Annotated in this window: 17 protein-coding genes; 6 read left to right on the top strand and 11 right to left on the bottom strand. The window is 75.9% G+C overall.

The annotated features are described in order from the left end of the window. Positions 1-12: 12 nt before the first annotated feature. The 3 genes from KVT14_RS03850 to KVT14_RS03840 form a co-directional block, all read right to left on the bottom strand. The gene (locus tag KVT14_RS03850) at positions 13-1,149 is read right to left on the bottom strand and encodes a DNA polymerase III subunit delta' (RefSeq protein WP_217614448.1); all 1,137 of its coding nucleotides are present in this window, start codon (positions 1,147-1,149) and stop codon (positions 13-15) included. Beyond that, positions 1,146-1,829, bottom strand: a complete 684-nt coding sequence (tmk, locus tag KVT14_RS03845) for a dTMP kinase (RefSeq protein ID WP_308160874.1) — start codon at positions 1,827-1,829, stop codon at positions 1,146-1,148. Before tmk ends, KVT14_RS03850 begins: the two co-directional genes overlap by 4 nt. 88 nt (positions 1,830-1,917) lie before the next feature. After that, positions 1,918-2,922 carry a Gfo/Idh/MocA family protein gene (locus KVT14_RS03840; RefSeq protein ID WP_217614447.1) on the bottom strand — a complete coding sequence of 335 codons (1,005 nt, stop codon included), beginning with the start codon at positions 2,920-2,922 and terminating at the stop codon, positions 1,918-1,920. Positions 2,923-3,065: 143 nt separating this feature from the next. Between KVT14_RS03840 and KVT14_RS03835 the strand changes: the two genes are divergently transcribed. Next, the gene (locus KVT14_RS03835) at positions 3,066-4,223 is read left to right on the top strand and encodes a glycerol dehydrogenase (RefSeq protein ID WP_308160873.1); all 1,158 of its coding nucleotides are present in this window, start codon (positions 3,066-3,068) and stop codon (positions 4,221-4,223) included. Between the two features lie 42 nt (positions 4,224-4,265). Here KVT14_RS03835 and frdD read toward each other — a convergent pair whose 3' ends face one another. The 6 genes from frdD to KVT14_RS03805 all read right to left on the bottom strand — a co-directional run bounded on the left by frdD (position 4,266) and on the right by KVT14_RS03805 (position 10,640). Further along, positions 4,266-4,625: a fumarate reductase subunit FrdD gene (frdD, locus tag KVT14_RS03830; RefSeq protein WP_217614445.1), complete on the bottom strand. Its 360-nt coding sequence runs from the start codon at positions 4,623-4,625 to the stop codon at positions 4,266-4,268. Then, positions 4,625-5,074 carry a hypothetical protein gene (locus KVT14_RS03825; protein WP_217614444.1) on the bottom strand — a complete coding sequence of 150 codons (450 nt, stop codon included), beginning with the start codon at positions 5,072-5,074 and terminating at the stop codon, positions 4,625-4,627. The genes frdD and KVT14_RS03825 overlap by 1 nt, the downstream gene beginning before the upstream one ends. Next, on the bottom strand, positions 5,071-5,832 hold the full coding sequence (sdhB, locus tag KVT14_RS03820) for a succinate dehydrogenase iron-sulfur subunit (protein WP_368858776.1): 762 nt from the start codon (positions 5,830-5,832) through the stop codon (positions 5,071-5,073). Before sdhB ends, KVT14_RS03825 begins: the two co-directional genes overlap by 4 nt. After that, on the bottom strand, positions 5,829-7,631 hold the full coding sequence (gene frdA, locus KVT14_RS03815) for a fumarate reductase (quinol) flavoprotein subunit (RefSeq protein WP_217614443.1): 1,803 nt from the start codon (positions 7,629-7,631) through the stop codon (positions 5,829-5,831). The genes sdhB and frdA overlap by 4 nt, the downstream gene beginning before the upstream one ends. Then, positions 7,631-9,049 (bottom strand): aspartate ammonia-lyase, encoded by a 1,419-nt coding sequence (locus KVT14_RS03810; protein ID WP_217614442.1) that lies wholly within the window; start codon positions 9,047-9,049, stop codon positions 7,631-7,633. Before KVT14_RS03810 ends, frdA begins: the two co-directional genes overlap by 1 nt. A gap of 85 nt (positions 9,050-9,134) precedes the next feature. Further along, entirely contained in the window at positions 9,135-10,640 is a 1,506-nt protein-coding gene (locus KVT14_RS03805) for an anion permease (RefSeq protein WP_254630346.1), read from the bottom strand. 231 nt (positions 10,641-10,871) lie between these two features. Here KVT14_RS03805 and KVT14_RS03800 point away from each other — a divergent pair, with 231 nt between their 5' ends. Further along, positions 10,872-11,579, top strand: coding sequence for a response regulator (locus KVT14_RS03800; protein WP_217614441.1), 708 nt, complete (start codon positions 10,872-10,874; stop codon positions 11,577-11,579). Between the two features lie 103 nt (positions 11,580-11,682). After that, positions 11,683-13,032 carry an alpha-amylase family protein gene (locus KVT14_RS03795; protein ID WP_217614440.1) on the top strand — a complete coding sequence of 450 codons (1,350 nt, stop codon included), beginning with the start codon at positions 11,683-11,685 and terminating at the stop codon, positions 13,030-13,032. Positions 13,033-13,037: 5 nt separating this feature from the next. On the opposite strand, the gene topA is transcribed toward KVT14_RS03795, so the two are convergent. Then, on the bottom strand, positions 13,038-15,827 hold the full coding sequence (topA, locus tag KVT14_RS03790) for a type I DNA topoisomerase (RefSeq protein ID WP_217614439.1): 2,790 nt from the start codon (positions 15,825-15,827) through the stop codon (positions 13,038-13,040). Positions 15,828-15,911: 84 nt separating this feature from the next. Continuing rightward, the gene (locus KVT14_RS03785; RefSeq protein WP_217614438.1) at positions 15,912-16,937 is read right to left on the bottom strand and encodes a phosphatase PAP2 family protein; all 1,026 of its coding nucleotides are present in this window, start codon (positions 16,935-16,937) and stop codon (positions 15,912-15,914) included. A gap of 222 nt (positions 16,938-17,159) precedes the next feature. Between KVT14_RS03785 and KVT14_RS03780 the strand changes: the two genes are divergently transcribed. The 3 genes from KVT14_RS03780 (at position 17,160) to KVT14_RS03770 (ending at position 20,004) form a co-directional block, all read left to right on the top strand. Beyond that, positions 17,160-17,537 (top strand): VOC family protein, encoded by a 378-nt coding sequence (locus KVT14_RS03780; protein WP_217614437.1) that lies wholly within the window; start codon positions 17,160-17,162, stop codon positions 17,535-17,537. An 89-nt stretch (positions 17,538-17,626) separates the two neighbouring features. Next, positions 17,627-18,361: a response regulator transcription factor gene (locus tag KVT14_RS03775; RefSeq protein WP_217614436.1), complete on the top strand. Its 735-nt coding sequence runs from the start codon at positions 17,627-17,629 to the stop codon at positions 18,359-18,361. Beyond that, positions 18,358-20,004 (top strand): HAMP domain-containing sensor histidine kinase, encoded by a 1,647-nt coding sequence (locus KVT14_RS03770; protein ID WP_308160872.1) that lies wholly within the window; start codon positions 18,358-18,360, stop codon positions 20,002-20,004. Before KVT14_RS03775 ends, KVT14_RS03770 begins: the two co-directional genes overlap by 4 nt. The last annotated feature ends 89 nt before the right edge of the window (positions 20,005-20,093 follow it).

Here is a 20,093-nt window from a genome sequence, read left to right as displayed (position 1 = left end):
ACCCGCCGGAGGTCAGGCCTGCGGGCGCAGCGCGATGAGCATGGCCTCGACCGCCAGGAGCGGCGCGACGTTGCCCTCCAGCCGGGTGCGGGCCTCCCCCACGGCGTCCATCCGGCGGACGGTCTGCTCGGGCGTCGACGACTCCGCGATCGACCGCGCCGCCTCCTCGTGCTCGGCGTTGACCAGGTGCACGTCGGCGCCGAGCTGGAGCACCAGCACGTCCCGGTAGAACGACAGCAGGTCGACCATGGCCCGGTCGAGCACGTCGCGCTGCGCGCGGGTGGCGCGGCGCTTCTGCTCGTCCTCGAGCTGCTTGACCTGCCCGCGCAGCGCCGGCGGGATCGTCGTGAGGCCCTCCGCGCCGAGCGAGTGCAGGAGCTGCTGCCGCTCGGCCGCGTCGCGCTCCTCGGTGGCGGCCTTCGCGTCCGCCTGCGCGGTCTCCACGAGCTCGGCGGCCGCCAGCACCGCGTCCCCGACGCCGCGCAGCCGCGGGGCGATCCGCAGCACGGCGGACCGGCGGGCGCGCGCCTCGGGGTCCCGGGCGAGCCGGCGGGCGACGCCCACGTGCGACTGCGCCGCCCGGGCCGCGACCAGGGCGACGCCGGGGTCGATGCCGTCCCGGCGCACGAGCAGGTCCGCGACGGCGTCGACGGGCGGCACCCGGAGCGCCACCGAGCGGCTGCGCGACCGCAGGGTGACGAGCACGTCCTGGGGGCTGGGGGCGCACAGCAGCCACACGGTGCGCGGCGGCGGCTCCTCGATGGCCTTGAGCAGCACGTTGCCCGAGGTCTCGTTGAGCCGGTCCGCGTCCTCGACCACGATGACCCGCCACCGGCCCTGGGAGGGCGCGCGCTGCGCGAGCTCGACCAGCGGCCGCACGGTGTCCACGCGGATCACGACGCCCTCGGTCGACACGAACGTGACGTCGGGGTGGGTGCCGGCGAGCACGGTGGCGCACCCGGGGCTCCGCGGGTCGCCGGACGGGTCCTGGAGCGCTGCGGCGAAGGCGCGCGCGGCGTTGGACCGGCCGGACCCCGGCGGGCCGGTGAGCAGCCAGGCGTGCGTCATCTTCGACGGGTCCGCGACGGCCTCGCGCAGCACGGCGACGGCCGGCTCCTGGCCGACGACGTCGTCCCACACGGTCGTCATCGCGCGCCGCCCGCGGCGAGCCCCAGGAGCGCCGCCACCCGCGCCCGCACGTCGGCGGCGATCTCCTCGACCGGGCGCGCGGCGTCCAGCACCAGCCACCGGCCCGGGTCGGCGGCGGCTCGCGCCAGGAACGCCTCCCGGGTGCGGCGGTGGAAGTCGTCGCCCGCGCTCTCCAGCCGGTCCGGCTGGTCGGGCCGCGCGGACAGCCGGCCCAGCCCCGCAGCGGGGTCGAGGTCGAGCAGCACCGTGAGGGCGGGCAGCAGCCCGCCGGTGGCCCAGAGGGACAGGTCCTCCACCTCCTGGGCGCCGAGGTCGCGCCCGGTCCCCTGGTACGCCACGGACGAGTCCAGGTACCGGTCGGTCACGACGACGGCCCCGGCCGCGAGCGCCGGCCGGACCAGCGACGCGACGTGGTGCGCGCGATCCGCGGCGTACAGCAGGGCCTCGGTGCGCGGGTCGACGTGCCCGCCGTGCAGCACCTCGCGGCGCAGCACCCGGCCGAGCTCGGTCCCGCCGGGCTCGCGGGTCAGCACGACGGTGAGGCCGAGCCCCGTCAGCCAGTCGCCGAGCAGCCGGGACTGCGTGGACTTCCCGGCGCCGTCGCCGCCCTCGAACGACACGAACAGGCCGCCGGGCACGGTCGGGAGGGGCGCGGGCGTCGGCGGGTGGGGCAGCGTCACGCGCGCCAGGGTATCCACCCCCGCCGACACCCCGCCGCCACCGCCGGCGCCCCGGCCGCGCGAGCGGCGCGCGCAGGGGCCCCGCGGGTCACTCGCCGGGGTAGACGACCCCGACCTGCGCCCGGACCTCGTCCATCGTCCGCAGCACGCCGAGCGTGTCCGCCCAGGTCATCCGCGGGCTCTCGGTCGCGCCCTCGGCGACGCGCCGCGCGACCTCGGCCGCCTCGTACTGCAGCCCGTGCTGCACCGGCTGGTCGAACGTCCAGGACCGGCCGTCGCGCCGGCTGACCCGGAACGACGTCGGCGCGTAGAACGACCCCTCGATCGTGATGCTGCCCTCGGTGCCGGAGATCGCGGCCGTCGTCGGGGTCTTCGCCCAGAGCGTCGTGGTGAGCGCCGCCTGCGTCCGGTCGCCGTAGCTCAGCACGATCGCGAGCTGCCCGTCGACGCCCGTCTCGGTCAGCGCACCGACCGCGCGGACCTGGGTGGGCACGCCGAGGAAGTCCTGCGCGAACGCCACCGGGTACACGCCGAGGTCGAGGAGCGCGCCGCCCGCGAGCGCCGGGTCGTACAGCCGGTGCGACGGGTCGAACGGGAAGTACTGGCCGTGGTCGGCGTGCACGGCGACGACCTCGCCGATCTCCCCGGAGTCGATCACCTGGTGCACGGCGGCGACGTGCGGGAGGAACCGCGTCCACATCGCCTCCATGACGAACACCCCGGCGGCGCGCGCGGCCTCGAACACCTCCTCCGCCTCCGCGGCGTTGCGGGTGAAGGCCTTCTCCACCAGCACGTGCTTCCCGGCGGCGATCGCGAGCAGGGCGTGCTCCCGGTGCTCGGAGTGCGGGGTGGCGACGTAGACGGCGTCGACCTGCGGGTCCTCGACGAGGTCCCGGTAGCCGACGTGCGTGGTGGGGATGCCGTGGGCGGTGGCGAACCGCTCGGACCGGGTGCGGTCCCGGGACCCGACGGCGACGATCGGGGCGCGGGTGCTGCTCCGCACCGCCTCGGCGAAGGCGGCGGCGATGCCCCCCGCGCCGAGGATGCCCCAGCGGATCGACGGTGCGGTGCGCGGGTCCTCGGTGAGTGCCATGCCGCGACCCTACTGCGCGCCCCCGACCAGCGCCCATGCCGGTGGCGGACCGGCACCGGTGGTCCGTACGGTGGAGGTGTCGGCGGCCGGAGACGACCGCGACCGACGGGCCCGGCGCCGACGCGACCCCAGGAGGAGGAGCCGTGTCCGCGACCCAGGAGCACCCGCCCGTCCGCACCCTCATCAGCCCGGCCCGGTACGCCCAGGGCCCGGGCGCGATCGAACGGCTCGGGGAGCTGGTGACGCCGATCGGCCGCACCCCGCTCGTCGTCGCCGACGACACCGTCTGGTCGTTCGTCGGCGACGCCGTGACCCGGTCCTTCGACGCCGCCGGGCTGCCGCTGACCCGCGACGGGTTCGGCGTCTACGCCACGGCGCAGGCGGTCGAGACGATCGCCGACCGCGTCAAGGAGGTCGGCGCCGACGTCGTGGTGGGCGTGGGCGGCGGGTCGGTGATCGACGCGGTGAAGGCCGCCGGCCACCTCGCGGGGGCGCGCTGGGTGTCGGTGCCGACCGTCGCCTCGACGGACGCGCCCTGCTCCGCGCTCTCGGTGATCTACGACGACGAGGGCGGCTTCGAGGAGTACCGGTTCTTCCCGCACAACCCGGACCTGGTGCTCGTCGACACCCGGCTGGTCGCGAACGCCCCGGTCAAGTTTCTCGTCGCGGGGGTCGGCGACGCGCTCGCCACCTGGATCGAGGCCCGTGCGGTGGCCCGCGGCGACGGCACGACGATGGCCGGCGGGCTGCCGACCGCGACCGGGACCGCGCTCGCCCGGCTGTCGTGGGACATCCTCTGGGAGCACGCGCTGCCCGCGATCGACGCCGTGCGCGACCACCTGGTGACCCCGTCGGTGGAGAAGGTCGTCGAGGCCAACACGCTGCTGTCCGGGCTCGGGTTCGAGTCGGGCGGGCTCGCCGCCGCGCACGCGATCCACAACGGCCTCACCGCCGCGCCGCAGACGCACGGGCTGACCCACGGGCAGAAGGTGAACATCGGCTCGGTGACCCAGCTGGTGCTCGAGGGCGCGCCGGTCGAGGAGATCCGGGAGTTCGTGGAGTTCACGACGCGGGTCGGCCTGCCGAACACGCTGACCGAGATCGGGCTGACGCCCGGCGACGTGGACGACCTGACCCGGGTGGCCGAGGCGGCGACCGCGGAGGGCGAGACGATCCACGCGATGCCGTTCACGGTCCGGGTGCCGGACCTGGTGGACGCGCTGCGGTCGATCGAGGGCTTCTCGCGCCGGGTCCGGGCCGACGCGGGCCTTCCTGAGCCGGTGCCGCACGTCGCGCACTGACGCGGCCCGGGACGCCCCGGGCTCCCCGGGGCGTCCCCGCGGTCAGGCCGCGAGGCAGAGCGCGTAGGTGATCGCCGGCGTCAGCAGCGCGACGCCGTAGATCCCGGCGCGCACCACCTCCGGCGGGTGCAGCCCGAGGTCGCGCAGCGCGTGCCAGGTCCGGTGGCAGCAGTGCCACAGCACCAGACCGAGCGCGAGGCTGATCGCGAGCGCCCCGAGCGGGTGGGTGACGAACCCGGCCACGGTGGCGTGGACGTCGGCGGGCTCGCCGAACACCCCGAACGGCACCAGCAGCCCGAAGACGACGACCAGCACCGGCACCGTGCACACGGCGAGCATCCCGCCGCCGCCGAACAGGGCCCAGAGCAGCGGCTCGTTCGTCCGCCCCTCCCAGCGGCGCATCAGGACCTCCCGAGCCAGAGCACGACGACGACGGCGAACGCCGCGAGCAGCAGGTAGTGCGCCAGCACCACCCAGCGCCGGTGCAGGTGCCGCCGGCCGCGCCGCACCCGGACGACCGCCGGGGTCGCCTGGAACCAGGTCGTCGCGTGCACCACCGCCATCACCAGGGCGACGACCGTGAGCACGACGACGGGCGGCCACGTCTGCAGCTCGACCCACCGGGTGAACGCGTCGACCCCGCGGTGCGCGGACACCAGGCCGATCACCAGGTTGAGCACGAACAGCCCGACGACGACGCTGGACGCCTCGCGCAGCGCGTACGCCCGGTACTCGCCGGTGGCCAGGAACCAGGTGCGGCGGACGGACGGGCGGTGCGGGCGCCGCGCGGATCGGACGGCGGGGCCCGGCGCGGGCGGCGGGGCCGGCGGGGCCTGCTCGCGGGCGGTCACGGCCGGCCCCCGCGCCGCGGCAGCAGGAACTCCGCCGCCCACGCCGCCGCGGTCGCCGCCTTGGCCTGCTGGATCGCCGCCGCCGGGTCGACGCCCTTGGGGCACGCCGTCGAGCACGCCCCGACGAACGTGCAGGTCCACAGCCCGTCCTCGCGGTCGAGCGCGGGCAGCCGGTCGTCGGAGCCGTGGTCCCGGGAGTCCTTGTCGTACCGGACGGCCGCCGTGATCGCCGCAGGCCCGAGGAAGTCCGGGGCGAGTGCGACCTGCGGGCAGGCGGCGTAGCAGAGCAGGCAGTCGATGCACATCGCGTAGTCGTGGTACGCCAGCATCTGCTCCGGCGTCTGCCGGTTTCCCGCCTCGCCGGGCGGGTCCTCCGGGTCCGGCACCAGCCACGGGCGCGCCCGCTCCAGCGACGCGAGGAACGGCTCGAGGTCGACGACGAGATCCCGCTCGACCGCCAGGTTCGCGAGCGGCTCCACGAGCAGCGGCCCCGGTGCGTAGTCCCGGACGAAGTGCTCGCAGCCGAGCCGCGGGGTGCCGTTCAGCACGAACCCGCACGACCCGCAGATGGCCATGCGGCAGGACCAACGGAACGCGAGCGTCGGGTCGAGGTGGTCCTTGACCCAGGTGAGCGCGTCGAGCACCGAGGTGTCCCGGCCCCACGGCACCTCGTAGTCGACCAGGTGCGGCGCCTCGTCGGTGTCGGGGCGGTAGCGCTGCACGCGCAGGGTGATCGTGCCGAGCACCTCGCCGCTCACCGGTCCGCCCCCTCGGCCCCGGCGACGCCCGCCGCCCCGGCAGCGCCCGCCGCCCCGGCAGCGCCGTAGGCCCGGGTCGCCGGCGGCGAGGTCGTGATCGTCACCGGCGTGTGCTCCAGGCGCGGCCCGTCGGGCGTCCACCACGCGCGGGTGTGCGCGAGGAACCGCGCGTCGTCGCGCTCGCCGAAGCCGTCGAGCCGCTGGTGCGAGCCCCGGGACTCCTCCCGGGCCAGCGCGGAGGCCACCAGCGCCTCCGCGACGTCGAGCATCGCGCCCAGCTCGACCGCGCTCGCCCAGTCGGTGTTGTAGACCGGGCAGGTGTCGACCACGCGCACCTCGGCGTACCGGTCGCGGAGCCCCCGGACGGTGGCCGCCGTGCGCTCCATGCCCGCGCGGGTGCGGAAGATGCCGACGCCGTCGTCCATCGCCCGGCCGAGCTCCTCGCGGATCTCGACCTGCGGCTCGGAGCCCCGGCCCATCAGGGACAGGTGCCGCGCCGCGGCGTCGGCGGCGTCCCGGCGCACCCGCGTATCGGCCGGGGTCGGCTCGGCCAGGGCGAACGCCGCGGCGCGCTCCCCCGCCACCCGGCCGAGCACCACCAGCTCGGCGAGCGAGTTCGACCCGAGCCGGTTGGCGCCGTGCAGACCGGAGGACGCGCACTCCCCCACGGCGAACAGCCCGGGCAGCGGGGTCGCGGTGGTCACGTCCGTCTCGATGCCGCCCATCGAGTAGTGCACGCTCGGGCAGACCGGGACGGGCGCCGTCGCCGGGTCGATGCCGAGGTACTGCTCGGTGAGCTCGCAGATCAGGGGCAGCCGCTCGTGCAGGTGCGCGCGCCCGAGGTGCCGCAGGTCGAGGTGCACGGCGTCGCCGCGCGGGGTCGGGATCGTCCGTCCCGCCTGCTGCTCGTGCCAGAACGCCTGGGACAGCCGGTCGCGCGGGCCGAGCTCCATGTGCTTGTTCTCGGGCTTCCCCACCGGGGTCTCCGGACCGAGCCCGTAGTCCTGCAGGTACCGGCGGCCCTCGGCGTTGAGCAGGGTGCCGCCCTCTCCGCGGCAGCCCTCGGTGATGAGGATGCCGGAGCCGGGCAGGCCGGTCGGGTGGTACTGCACGAACTCCAGGTCCCGCAGCGGCGCCCCGGCCCGGTAGGCCATCGCCATGCCGTCGCCGGTGACGATCGCGCCGTTGGTGTTCTGCGCGTACAGCCGGCCCGCGCCGCCGGTGGCCATGACGACGGCGCCGGCCTCGACCAGGACCGGGTAGCCCTCGCGCTGGTCGTAGGCGAGCACGCCCGCGACCCGGCCGTCCCGGACCACCAGCTCGAGGGCCAGGCACTCGTCCATCCGCGCGATCGACGGGTGCTGCAGCGAGGTTTGGAACAGGGTGTGCAGCACGTGGAACCCGGTCTTGTCCGCGGCGAACCAGGTGCGCGGGCGGCTCATCCCCCCGAACCGCCGGACGGCCACGGACCCGGCGTCGGTGCGGCTCCACGGGCAGCCCCACCGCTCCAGCCGGTACATCTCGTGCGCCGCGTGCTCGACGAAGTACTGCACGACGTCCTGGTCGCACAGCCAGTCGCCGCCGGAGACGGTGTCCGCGAAGTGCTGCTCCAGCGAGTCGTCGGCGCCGACCACGCCCGCCGCCCCGCCCTCGGCCGCGACGGTGTGCGAGCGCATCGGGTACACCTTCGACAGCACGGTGACGTCGAGCTCGGGGTGCGCCTCCGCCACGGCGATGGCGGCGCGCAGTCCGGCGCCCCCGCCGCCGACGACCACGACGTCCGTCCGGACCGCCTGCATCAGCGCGCCGCCGGGGAGGTCATCGCCAGCACGTCGAGGGCCGCGTCGAGCTGCTCGACGGTGAGCCGGCCCTCGTCGACGTGCCCGAGCCCGAGCACCGCCTCGCGGATCGTCAGGTCGTGCGCCACCGCGTGCTTGACCACCGCGGCCGCGGCCTCGTAGCCGATCAGCCGGTTGAGCGGGGTGACGACCGACGGCGACGACTCGGCGAGCTGCCGGCAGCGCTCGCGGTCGGCGACGAACCCGGCCACGCACTTGTCGGCCAGGTGCCGCGAGCCGGTCGCGAGCAGCGCGACCGACTCCAGCAGGTTGCGCGCCATGACCGGCAGCATGACGTTGAGCTCGAAGGTCCCGGTCGTGCCGGCGAACGCGACCGCGGCGTCGTTCCCGATCACCTGGGCGGCGACCATGAGCACCGCCTCGGGGATGACCGGGTTCACCTTGCCGGGCATGATCGACGACCCGGGCTGCAGGTCCGGCAGGGCGATCTCGGCGAGGCCGGTGCGGGGGCCCGAGCCCATCCAGCGCAGGTCGTTGCAGATCTTCACCAGCGACACCGCGACCGTGCGCAGGGCGCCGGAGGTCTCGACCAGCGCGTCCTGCGCGCCCTGCGCCTCGAAGTGGTTGCGGGCCTCGGTGAGCGGCAGGCCGGTGTGGTCCGCCACCAGCGCGATGACGCGCTGCGGGAACCCGGGCGGGGTGTTGATCCCGGTGCCGACGGCGGTGCCGCCCAGCGGCAGCTCGGCGAGCCGGGGCAGCGCCGCGACCACCCGCTCGACGCCCAGCCGGATCTGCGCGGCGTACCCGCCGAGCTCCTGGCCCAGCGTCACCGGCGTGGCGTCCATGAGGTGCGTGCGCCCGGCCTTGACCACGTCCGCGTGCTCGGCCGCCCGGGTCTCCAGCGTCTCGGCGAGGTGGCCGAGGGCCGGGAGCAGGTCGGTCAGCACCGCCTGCGCCGCGGCGACGTGGATCGACGCGGGGAACACGTCGTTGGAGGACTGCGAGGCGTTGACGTGGTCGTTCGGGTGCACGGGGCGGCCCAGCCGCTCGGTCGCCAGGGTGGCGAGCACCTCGTTCACGTTCATGTTGGACGAGGTGCCGGAGCCGGTCTGGAACACGTCGACCGGGAACTGGTCGGCCCACCGCCCGGCCGCCACCTCCTCCGCCGCGGCGGCGATCGCGGCCGCCACGTCGTCGGGCAGCACGCCGAGCTCGGCGTTCGCCAGGGCCGCGGCCCGCTTGATCTCGGCGAGCGCCGCCACGTGCCGGGGGTGCAGCCGGGTGCCGGAGATCGCGAAGTTCTGCACCGCGCGCTGGGTCTGCGCCCGGTAGCACGCGTCCGCGGGCACGAGGACGTCGCCCATCGTGTCGTGCTCCAGCCGGAAGCCGGCGGGGATCTCGGTCGGGGTCTCGGTCATCGGGCTCTCCTCGGTCCGGGCGGGGTGGGGGCGTGCGGGGGTCGGGCCGCGCGCCGGGCGCGGTCGTGCGCGGTCGGCCCGGCCGTCACCACAGGCCGATCGCCTTCATCCAGAGGCCGCCGACGCCCATCCAGACGGCGATGTTCACGACGGCGACCACCCCGCCGGTGCGCCACCACCGGACGACCGGGACGTAGCCGGAGCCGAACAGCACCGGCGCCGGGCCGCACGAGTAGTGCGTGAGCGAGGCGAACAGGCTGGAGATGAAGCCGAGGACCAGGGCGGCGAACACCGGCGGCGCGCCGGCCATGATCGCGGTCGCGAGGAAGGCCGCGTACATCGCGGAGATGTGCGCCGTGTTGGACGCGAACAGGTAGTGGGTGGCGAAGTAGACGAGCGTCAGCAGCACGAACGCCTGCTGCCAGCCCAGGTCGCCGACCAGGGCGGCCATCTCCCCGCTGAGCCACGGGATGAGGCCGAGGGCGTTGAGCTGGGTCGCCATCATCACCAGCACCGCGAACCAGACCAGCGTGTCCCAGGCCTGGGTCTCGGACTTCACGTCGTCCCAGGTCAGCACCCCGGTGAGCAGGAGCACGACCAGGCCGATCAGGGCCGTCGTGGTCGCCGACAGGTCGAGCAGCGCGTCGCCGAGCGTCCACAGCAGGAGCAGGCCGACGATCGTGCCCGTCATCACCTTCTCCCCCGCGGACAGCGGCCCCAGCTCGCGGAGCGCGGTGCGGGCGCGCTCGGCGGCCTCGGGGGTGCGGCGCACCTCGGGCGGGTCGACCGCCCGCACCACCAGCGGGACGACGACCAGCGCGACGAGGCCGGGCACGATCGCCGCGAGCGCCCAGGTGCCCCAGGAGAGGTCGACGCCCTGGTCGCCGGCGAGCTGCGCCGCCAGCGGGTTGCCGGCCATCGCGGTGAGGAACATGGCCGAGGTCACGGCGTTCACGTGGAACGCCGTGCTGGTCAGGTAGGAGCCGATCCGGCGGGAGGTCGGGCCGGGCTCGCTGCCGTACGACGACGCGATCGACCGGACGATCGGCTGGATGATGCCGCCGGCGCGCGCGGTGTTCGACGGGGTGGCCGGGGCGAGCACCAGGTCCGTGGCGGCCAGGCCGTACGCGAGGCCGAGGGGGCTGCGGCCCAGCCGGGACACGAAGAACAGCGCGAGCCGGGCGCCGAGCCCGGTCTTGATGACGCCGCGCGAGATGAAGAACGCGACGACGATCAGCCAGATCGTCGTGTTGGAGAACCCCTGCAGCGCCTCGGCCGGCTCGAGGACGCCGGTGACGACCGTCGCCACCAGACCGACGATCGTGACCGCGCCCATCGGCAGCGGGCGGGCGATGACGCCGACGATCGTCGCGACGAAGATCGCGAACATGTGCCAGGCGGGCGCGTCCACGCCCTCCGGCGGCGGCACGAACCACAGGACGACGCCGACGACGAGCGGGATCGCCATCCGGACGAGCGGCACGGGCCGCAGGCGCTCCGGGGCGGCGGCGGGCGGCGCGGCGCCGGGATCGCGATCGGGTGCGGGCGCGGCTGCCGTGCCCGGTCCGGGTCCGGCGGTGTCCTGGTTCATGCGCGGGGGCCTCCGGTGGCGGGACGGTCGCCCCGGGGCGACGGTGCCCCGGGGCCGGACGCTCCCGACGCTGGCGGCCCCGCGACCCCTGGGGGGTCGCAGACCGGGGCGAACCGGGCGTTGTGGTCGTTGTGGTCGCGGAACGGGCCCCGGGCACGCACCCCTCAGCCGCACGGCGCCGACCACTCAGCGCCCGCGGGTGGGTGCCGCGACGCTCCGAGACTGGGGAGCATGCCGTCCGCCGACCGCCCCTCCGCCCCCGGCGACGACCTGCGCGTCCTCGTCGCCCACGGCCGCCCCGGCACCGCGCGCGAGCACGGCCGGCTCGTGGACCGGGTCCCCGGCTTCCGCGCCGTCGGCACGGCGGGCGACGGCGACGCCGCGCTCGCCCGGGCCGTGCGCGGCGGGGTGGACCTCGTCCTGCTCGACCTCGCGCTGCCCGGTCGGCCGGGGCTGGACGTGTGCCGGGCGCTGCACCACCTGCGCGGCGCCCCGGACGTGCTGGTGGCCACCGCCGTCCGCGACCGGGCCGCGGTGCGCGCGGCCGTGCGGTTCGGCGCGGTGCACTACCTGGTGACGCCGTTGCGGTTCGCGGCCCTGCGCGAGCGGCTCTGCGGGTACGCCGCGTACCGCGCCGCCGTGACGGCCCGCCCGGCCGTCGTCGACCAGCGCGAGGTGGACGCGCTCCTCGCCACGCTGCGCCCGTCGGCGCGCGAGGACCTGCCGAAGGGCCTCGCGGCGGACTCGCTCGACCGGGTGCGCGCCGCGCTGCGCGCCGCGGCCGGCGGCCTCACGGCCGACGAGGCGGCCGCCGCGACCGGGCTGGCCCGGGTCACGGCGCGCCGCTACCTGGAGCACCTGGCCGACCGGGGCGCGTGCCGGCGCGCGCCGCGGTACGGCGGCTCGGGACGCCCGCCGCTGCGCTACGTCGCCTGGTGAGCCCGCGCGGCCGCGCCGTGGTCGGGGGACGGACCGCTCCCGTGTGACAGACCGGCCGGGACCTGCGAGGGTCGCGGGGAGCCGCTGACGAGGGAGGACGCCGATGGCCGCGCCGTGGGTGCAGCACGCGATGTGGTGGCACGTCTACCCGCTGGGTTTCACGGGCGCCGAGCGCGCCCTGGATCCCGCGGCCCCGGTGACCCACCGGCTCGGGCACCTCGAACGCTGGCTCGACTACCTGGTCGACCTCGGCCTCAACGGCCTGGCGCTCGGCCCGGTGTTCGCGTCGGGCACGCACGGCTACGACACCGTCGACCACTACCGGGTCGACCCGCGCCTGGGTGACCGCGCGGACCTGGACCGGCTGCTCGCGGCGGCCCGCGGGCGCGGCGTGCGGGTGCTGCTGGACGGGGTGTTCAACCACGTCGGCGACGGGCACCCGCTGTTCCGCGCCGCGCTGGCCGCCGGACCCGGCTCCCCCGAGGCCGACCTGTTCCGGATCCGCTGGACCGACGACGGCCCCGACTGGGACTGCTTCGAGGGGCACCGCTCGCTCGTCACGCTGAACCACGACGAGCCGCGGGTCGTCGACCTGGTCGCCGACGTCATGACGCACTGGCTCGACGCGGGCGCGGACGGGTGGCGGCTGGACGCGGCGTACGCCGTGCCGACCGAGTTCTGGGCGCGGGTGACCGAGCGGGTGCGCGCCGTGCACCCGGACGCCTACCTGGTGGGCGAGGTGATCCACGGCGACTACCCGGCGTTCGTCGCGGAGTCCGGGCTGGACGCGGTCACCCAGTACGAGCTGTGGAAGGCGACCTGGTCGTCGATCGCCGAGCGCAACTTCCACGAGCTCGTGTGGACGCTCGGCCGGCACGACGGCTTCCTCGACCACTTCGTGCCGTACACGTTCGTCGGCAACCACGACGTCACCCGGATCACCAGCCGGGTCGGCGACGCGACGCTCGCGGGCCTCGCGCTGGTCGTGCTCGCCACGGTCGGCGGCACCCCGGCCGTCTACTACGGCGACGAGCAGGCCTACCGCGGGGTCAAGGAGGACCGCGCGGGCGGCGACGACGAGGTCCGCCCGCCGTACCCGCCGACGCCGGCCGACCTCGCCGGCCCCGACGTCGCGCCGGACGGCCGGGCCACGCACGACCGGCACGCCGCCCTGCTCGGGCTGCGCCGCCGGCACCCGTGGCTGCACACCGCGCGCACCCGGGTGGTCGAGGTGACGAACACCCGGCTGGCCTACGAGGCGCGGGCGTCCGACGGCTCCGGCGCCGCGCTGCTGGTCGCGCTCAACCTGGACGCCGCGCCGTGGTCGCTCGCGGTGCCGGCCGGTGCCTCGGTGGCGGCACACGCTGACCCAGCCGTCGCACCCGGGACGCGACCGGGCCCCGGCGCGTCCGTGGACGTCCCGGGGCCCGGCTGGGTCGTGCTCGAGGTCTGAGGCCCCTACTTCTTGGCGGCCGCCTTCTTGCGGGGCGCCGCGGCCTTCTTGGCGGCCGGCTTCTTCTTGGGCGCCGACGCGCGCTTCTCCGCCAGCAGCTCGACGGCCTGCTCGCGGGTGATCGACTCGGGCGTCGTGTCGCGCGGCAGGGTCCGGTTGGTCTCGCCGTCGGTGACGTACGCGCCGAACCGGCCGTCCTTCACCACGATCGGCTTGCCCGACGTCGGGTCCTCGCCGAGCTCGCGCAGCGGCGGCGTCGCGGTCGCCCCGCGGCCCCGCTTGGGCTGCGCGTAGATGGCCAGCGCCTCCTCCAGCGTCGTGGTGAAGATCGCCTCCTCCGACGGCAGCGTGCGGGAGTCCGTGCCCTTCTTGAGGTACGGGCCGTAGCGGCCGTTCTGCGCGGTGATCTCGGCGCCCGTCTCCGGGTCCGTGCCCACGACGCGCGGCAGGCTGAGCAGCTGCAGCGCCTCGTCGAGCGTGATCGTCTGCAGCGACTGCGACTTCAGCAGCGAGCCGGTGCGCGGCTTCGGGGCCGCCGCGAGCGCGCGCTTCTTCGCCGCCGCCGACAGGCCCGGGTCGAGCTCGGGCTCGGGCAGCAGCTCCGTGACGTACGGACCGTACCGGCCGTTCTTGGCGACGATCGTCGTGCCCGTCGTCGGGTCGGTGCCGAGCACGAGGTCGCCCTCGGGCTGGGTCTCCAGCAGCTCGCGGGCCTTCTCGGCCGTCAGCTCGTCGGGCGCCAGGTCGTCCGGCACAGACGCGCGGCGCGGGTTGCCGTCCGGGCCGGGCTCGCCTCCCGACTCCTCGATGTACGGCCCGTACCGGCCGACGCGCAGCGTGAGCCCGTCGCCGATCTCGATCGAGTTGACCTCGCGGGCGTCGATCTCGCCGAGGTTCGCGACGAGCTCGCGCAGGCCGTCCCCGTCGGGACCCTCGGCCGCCTCGGATCCGAAGTAGAACCGGGTCAGCCAGTCGACGCGGTCCTTCTGCCCCGCGGCGATGGCGTCGAGGTCCTCCTCCATGGAGGCGGTGAAGTCGTAGTCGACGAGCCGGTCGAAGTTCTCCTCCAGCAGCCGGGTGACGGCGAACGCGAGCCAGCTCGGCACCAGCGCCTGGCCGCGGCTGGTCACGTAGCCGCGGTCCTGGATGACCGAGATCGTCGCGGCGTAGGTCGACGGGCGGCCGATGCCGCGCTCCTCCAGCGCCTTGACCAGGCTCGCCTCCGTGTAGCGCGGCGGCGGGGACGTGCGGTGGCCGTCGGCCGTGAGGTCCGACTCCGTGACCGGGTCGCCCTCGGCCATCTGCGGCAGCCGGGTCTCCTTGGCGCCCTCGGCGGCCTTGCCCTCGGCGTCCGAGGCGTATCGGTCGACGTCCCGGCCCTCCTCGTACGCGGCGAGGAAGCCGCGGAACGTGATGACGGTGCCGGACGCGGCGAACAGCGCGTCGGTCGGCGCTCCGGCGGTCGTGGCGTGGGCCGCGGTGCTGCCGGCGGGCAGCTCCGGGGCGGGCACCGTCGCGGCGATCCGCACCGAGGCGGTCGAGCCGCGGGCGTCGGCCATCTGCGAGGCGACGGTGCGCTTCCAGATGAGCTCGTACAGCCGGAACTGGTCGCCGGACAGCTCGCGCGCCACCTGGGCGGGGGTGCGGAAGTTGTCACCGGCGGGGCGGATCGCCTCGTGCGCCTCCTGCGCGCCCTTGCTCTTGGACGCGTAGACGCGCGGGGCGTCGGGGACGTGGTCCGCGCCGTAGAGCTCCGACGCCTGGCGGCGCGCGGCGTCGATCGCCTGCGTGCTCAGGTTGGGCGAGTCGGTCCGCATGTAGGTGATGTAGCCGTTCTCGTACAGCGTCTGCGCGGTGCGCATCGTCTGCCGGGAGGACATGCGCAGCTTGCGGCTGGCCTCCTGCTGCAGCGTCGACGTCGTGAACGGCGCCGCCGGGCGGCGGGTATACGGCTTGGTCTCCAGCGAGCGCACCGCGTACCCGGCGCCGTCCAGCGCGGACACCCAGGCCTGCGCGGCGCCCTCGTCCAGGTGCACCGGGCGGGACGCGCCGGAGCCCTTGAGCACGCCGTCGTCGCCGAAGTCGCGGCCCGCTGCCACGCGCCGCTCGCCGAGCTGCACCAGGCGGGCGCCGAACGACGGCTCGTCGGCGTCGGCCACCGCGAACGTCGCGGTCAGGTCCCAGTAGTCCGCGGCGCGGAACGCCATGCGCTCGCGCTCGCGCTCGACCACCAGGCGGGTCGCCACGGACTGCACGCGGCCGGCGGACAGGCCCTGGCGGACCTTGCGCCACAGGACCGGGCTGACCTCGTATCCGTACAGCCGGTCGAGGATGCGCCGGGTCTCCTGCGCGTCCACCAGGCGGTCGTCGAGCTCGCGGGTGTTCTCCAGCGCGCGGGTGATGGCCTCGCGGGTGATCTCGTGGAACACCATCCGCTTGACCGGCACCTTGGGCTTGAGCTCCTGCAGCAGGTGCCACGCGATGGCCTCGCCCTCGCGGTCCTCGTCGGTGGCGAGGTAGAGCTCGTCGGCGTCCTTGAGCAGCCGCTTGAGCTCCGTGACCTTCTTCTTCTTGTCCGAGTCGACGACGTAGTACGGCGCGAAGCCGTTGTCGACGTCGACCGCGAACTTGCCGAACGGGCCCTTCTTCATCTCCGCGGGCAGCTCGCTGGGCTGCGGCAGGTCACGGATGTGACCGACGCTGGCCTCGACGTCGAAGCCGTCGCCGAGGTACCCGGCGATCGTGCGCGCCTTGGCGGGCGACTCCACGATGACCAGCTTGCGACCTGCGGACATGCGCTCCTGCTTCCTTCGGACTGCCGACCCGTGGTGCCGGGCGTGCGGGCGGCGACAGCATGCCACCGCCGGTGCGGGGGAACTCTACGACGTCGGTCCCACCCGGTCCGACCCCGAGGTGGCGGACCGGCGCAGCACCAGCAGCGCGCCGGACGACGCGGCCGCGACCGCGACGATGCCCAGCGCCCCGCCACCGTACGACGTCAGCAGCGCGGCCGTGGACCCGACCGGGTCGTCGGACAGCCAGGTGCGGCGCAGCGCGACCGCGGCTGCGCCCCCGGCGAGGGCCGTGACCGCGGCGAGCAGCCAGGCCGCCACGGCGGTGCCGGGACCGTCCCCGCGGGCGGGGCGGCCGGCGCGCGGGACCGTGCGCAGGGCGGCCGTCGGCGGGCGGCGGTCCGTGGCGGTGTCGACGCCGAGCGCCAGCACCGCGCACGCGAGCGCGCCCCACGCCAGCACGACCAGCAGGCCCGCCACGACGTCCGACGGCCGGTGCCACTGGCCGACGAGCGTGCTGACGCCCGTGGCCCCCGCGTAGGCGCCGCCGAGCACAGCGGCCCAGGGCCGGGCGCGCGGCGGCACGACGAGCAGCACCGCCGCGGCGACCGAGGCCGCCGCCGTCGTGTGCCCGCTGGGCAGCGTGTTGAAGTCGGGGCCGTAGCCGAGGTCCGGCCGGTCGAGCACCCAGTGCTTGAGGACGCGGGTCGAGACGTTCGCCCCGGCCAGCACGCCCGCGGCGACCAGCGCGAGGCCCCAGCGGCGCCGGACGAACGCGATCACCGCGCACGCGACGATCGCCGCCGCGATGAACCCGACCGAGACCACGTCCAGCACCGGCTCGGCGACCTCCCAGAGCCGGTTCTGGCCGATGTGGGCGCCGTCCAGCGACGCCTGGTCGACCGCCTGCCCCTGCTCGGTCCCGACGAACACCCGCCACGTCACGCCGATGCCCACGACGGCGACCAGCGCCACCAGCAGGGCCGACGCGACCCGGCGCGCGGTGCCGGCGGGGGTGCGCCAGCGGACCGGCGGGTCGACGCGGCCCGGTCCCCCGTCGGCGGCCTCGGGGGCGCGCCAGGGGGTCGCCGGGGCGGAGGTCGGGCGGGGCATGGGCACCACGGTAGGCGAGCGGGTCGCCGCGGTCCGGGCGGCGCCGGGGCCGCACACGAATCCTCCACCGAGTCGGCGAGGGGCGTGCGCGGGGCGGGGCCGGTCGTGTCCGGTCGGGCCGGGCGTCTTCCCGGGGACGCCGTCCCGGGTGCACGCTGGGCGCACCCGGCCCACGCGGCCGCGCGCCCGCCGCCCGGGCCCACGACGACGAGGGAGTCCGTCATGCTCGACCTCCGCGAGTCCTTCAGCGGCTACTCGGTGGCGGACGTGCCCGCCGCCCGCGCCTTCTACGCCGACGTGCTCGGCCTCGACGCCGAGGAGCGGGACGGGATGCTGCTCCTGCACCTCGCGGGCCGGGACGTGCTGCTCTACCCCAAGGGCGAGGCGCACGTGCCCGCCTCGTTCACGGTGCTGAACTTCCCGGTCGAGGACGTGCCCGCCGCCGTGGCGGAGCTGCGCGGCCGCGGCGTGCGGTTCGAGCGGTACGAGGGCGCGCCGACGCAGACGGACGAGGACGGGGTGTTCCGGGGCGGCGGCCCGCTGATCGCCTGGTTCACCGACCCGTCGGGGAACGTGCTGTCCGTGATCGAGCGCGACTGACCGGCCACCCGGCGCGCACCTGAGCGGCTCACAGGGTTCCCACAGGTCGACGTCAGGGGCGCCCCAGGTCGCGCGGCCATGCTCGTGCCATGACCACCTCCACGCTCCAGCGCGACGCCCTCACCCGCCCGGACGGCCAGCCGGTGCGGGCCCTCGTCGTCGACGACGAGGCCACCCTGGCCGAGCTGCTCTCCACCGCGCTCCGGTACGAGGGCTGGCAGGTCGAGCACGCCCTCACGGGCCAGGCCGCCATCAAGCAGGCCCGGTCGCTCGAGCCGGACGTGATCCTGCTCGACGTCATGCTCCCCGACCTGTCGGGGCTGGAGGTGCTGCGCCGCATCCGCGCCACCCACCCGCACGTCCCGGTCCTTTTCCTCACCGCGAAGGACGCCGTCGAGGACCGGATCGCCGGCCTGACCGCGGGCGGCGACGACTACGTCACCAAGCCGTTCAGCCTGGAGGAGGTCGTCGCCCGGCTGCGCGCCCTGCTGCGCCGCGCCGGCGCCGTCTCGGAGCGCGAGGAGGCCGTGCTGGTCGTCGGCGACCTGCGGATGGACGAGGACTCGCACGAGGTCAGCCGCGGCGGCGACGACATCCGGCTGACCGCGACCGAGTTCGAGCTGCTCCGCTACTTCATGCGCAACCCCAAGCGCGTGCTGTCGAAGGCGCAGATCCTCGACCGCGTCTGGCAGTACGACTTCGGCGGCCAGGCCAACATCGTCGAGCTGTACGTCTCCTACCTGCGCCGGAAGATCGACAAGGGCCGGACGCCGATGCTGCACACCCTGCGCGGCGTCGGGTACGTGCTCAAGCCCGCGGCGTGACGGCCGCCCGGCCCCCGCGGTCCCGGTGGACGCTGCGCCGGCGGCTGGTGGCGGTCGTCGTCGCGCTGCTGGCGACCGTCGCCGCCGTCATGGGCCTGGTGTCGACGCTCGCGCTCCGCAGCTCCCTGATGACGCAGGTCGACCAGCGGCTGGAGGACGCGAGCCGCCGGGCCGCGGCCGCGCCCGACCGGCTGGACCGGGGGGCGGCGCCGGGGCAGCTGCCGTCCGGGGCGCCGACGGCGGGGGCCGACGACGGGTCGGGGTCCGGTGCCGGGTCGCAGGCCGGCGACGGGCAGCAGGGCGGCGGCAGCATCCCGCCCGCGTTCGGGCTGCCGGGCCAGGACGTCGGCACGGTGAGCGTGTTCGAGACCGCGGACGGTACGCCGGTCGCCGGCTACCTGGACGCCTCCGGCGACGTGCAGGGCCTGACCGACGAGCAGCTGGCCGCGCTGCTCGCGGTCGAGCCGGACCAGGACCCCGGCACGGTGGAGCTCCCGGACCTGGGCAGCTACCGCGCGATCGCCGTCGAGTCCGACAACGGCAGCACCTCGGTCACCGCCGTCCCGCTGGCGGGGATCACGTCCACCGTCGACGACTACGTCGTGGTCGAGGTCGTCGTCGCCGTGCTCGGTCTGCTGGTCGCCGCCGCGATCGCCACCGTGCTGGTGCGCCGGGAGCTGCGCCCCCTGGACCGGGTCGCCGCGACCGCGACCCGGGTGTCCGAGATGCCGCTGTCCCGCGGGGAGGTCGACATCCGGGAGCGGGTGCCGGACGAGGACACCGACCCGGCCACGGAGGTCGGCCAGGTGGGCTCGGCGCTCAACCGGATGCTCGGCCACGTCGAGTCCGCGCTGACCGCCCGGCACGAGTCCGAGACGCAGGTGCGCCGGTTCGTCGCCGACGCCAGCCACGAGCTGCGCACCCCGCTGGCGTCGATCCGCGGCTACGCCGAGCTCGTGCAGCGGCTGCCGGGCGACCTGCCCGACGACGTCGTGCGGGCGATGGGCCGCGTCGAGTCGGAGGCTCGCCGGATGACCACGCTGGTCGAGGACATGCTGCTGCTCGCGCGGCTGGACGCCGGGCGGGACCTCGACCTCGAGGAGGTGGACCTCGCCGCGCTCGCGGTCGACGCGGTCGCCGACGCGCACGCGGCGGGCCCCGACCACGCCTGGCGGCTGGACCTCGGCGCGCTGCACAGCGAAGACGCCGGACCCGACGGGGCGGACGACGACGGGGCGGAGCCCGCGCTGGTGGTCGGGGACGAGCACCGGCTCCGGCAGGTCCTGGTCAACCTGCTGTCGAACGCCCGCGTGCACACCCCGGCCGGCACGACCGTGGTGGTGGCCGTCGCGCGGGAGGGCGACCGCGCGGTGCTGCGGGTCCGGGACGACGGCCCCGGCATCGCCGAGCCGCTGCGGTCGCGGCTGTTCGAGCGGTTCGCCCGTGGCGACGCCTCCCGGAACCGCGCCGCGGGGTCGACGGGCCTCGGGCTGGCGATCGTGCACGCGGTGGTCACGGCGCACGGCGGCACGATCGACGTCGACGGCACCCCCGGGGCGACCACGTTCACGGTGCGCCTCCCGCTCGCGACCGCCCCGGACGCGCTGCCCGCGGGCGCCGCCGGGGCCTCGGCGGGCGGCTGAGGCGCGCGGCGGGGCCCCGGCGCCCCCGCTCCGGCGTGCGGAGGGATCCACTCGCACGGGCACGCCCGGGTGTTCCGGTGCGAGTGGAT

This window comes from Cellulomonas sp. GbtcB1, from assembly GCF_019091725.1.
GTDB lineage: Bacteria > Actinomycetota > Actinomycetes > Actinomycetales > Cellulomonadaceae > Cellulomonas.
This window is presented reverse-complemented; position numbering and strand designations above follow the sequence as displayed.

Excerpts from the sequence above, each read along its gene's own strand:
- KVT14_RS03850 (WP_217614448.1), bottom strand. The coding sequence starts at position 1,149 with ATGACGACCGTGTGGGACGACGTCGTCGGCCAGGAGCCGGCCGTCGCC.
- KVT14_RS03840 (WP_217614447.1), bottom strand. The coding sequence starts at position 2,922 with ATGGCACTCACCGAGGACCCGCGCACCGCACCGTCGATCCGCTGGGGC.
- frdD (WP_217614445.1), bottom strand. The coding sequence starts at position 4,625 with ATGCGCCGCTGGGAGGGGCGGACGAACGAGCCGCTGCTCTGGGCCCTG.
- frdA (WP_217614443.1), bottom strand. The coding sequence starts at position 7,631 with ATGCAGGCGGTCCGGACGGACGTCGTGGTCGTCGGCGGCGGGGGCGCC.
- KVT14_RS03810 (WP_217614442.1), bottom strand. The coding sequence starts at position 9,049 with ATGACCGAGACCCCGACCGAGATCCCCGCCGGCTTCCGGCTGGAGCAC.
- KVT14_RS03805 (WP_254630346.1), bottom strand. The coding sequence starts at position 10,640 with ATGAACCAGGACACCGCCGGACCCGGACCGGGCACGGCAGCCGCGCCC.
- KVT14_RS03800 (WP_217614441.1), top strand. The coding sequence starts at position 10,872 with ATGCCGTCCGCCGACCGCCCCTCCGCCCCCGGCGACGACCTGCGCGTC.
- KVT14_RS03795 (WP_217614440.1), top strand. The coding sequence starts at position 11,683 with ATGGCCGCGCCGTGGGTGCAGCACGCGATGTGGTGGCACGTCTACCCG.
- topA (WP_217614439.1), bottom strand. The coding sequence starts at position 15,827 with ATGTCCGCAGGTCGCAAGCTGGTCATCGTGGAGTCGCCCGCCAAGGCG.
- KVT14_RS03785 (WP_217614438.1), bottom strand. The coding sequence starts at position 16,937 with ATGCCCCGCCCGACCTCCGCCCCGGCGACCCCCTGGCGCGCCCCCGAG.
- KVT14_RS03780 (WP_217614437.1), top strand. The coding sequence starts at position 17,160 with ATGCTCGACCTCCGCGAGTCCTTCAGCGGCTACTCGGTGGCGGACGTG.
- KVT14_RS03775 (WP_217614436.1), top strand. The coding sequence starts at position 17,627 with ATGACCACCTCCACGCTCCAGCGCGACGCCCTCACCCGCCCGGACGGC.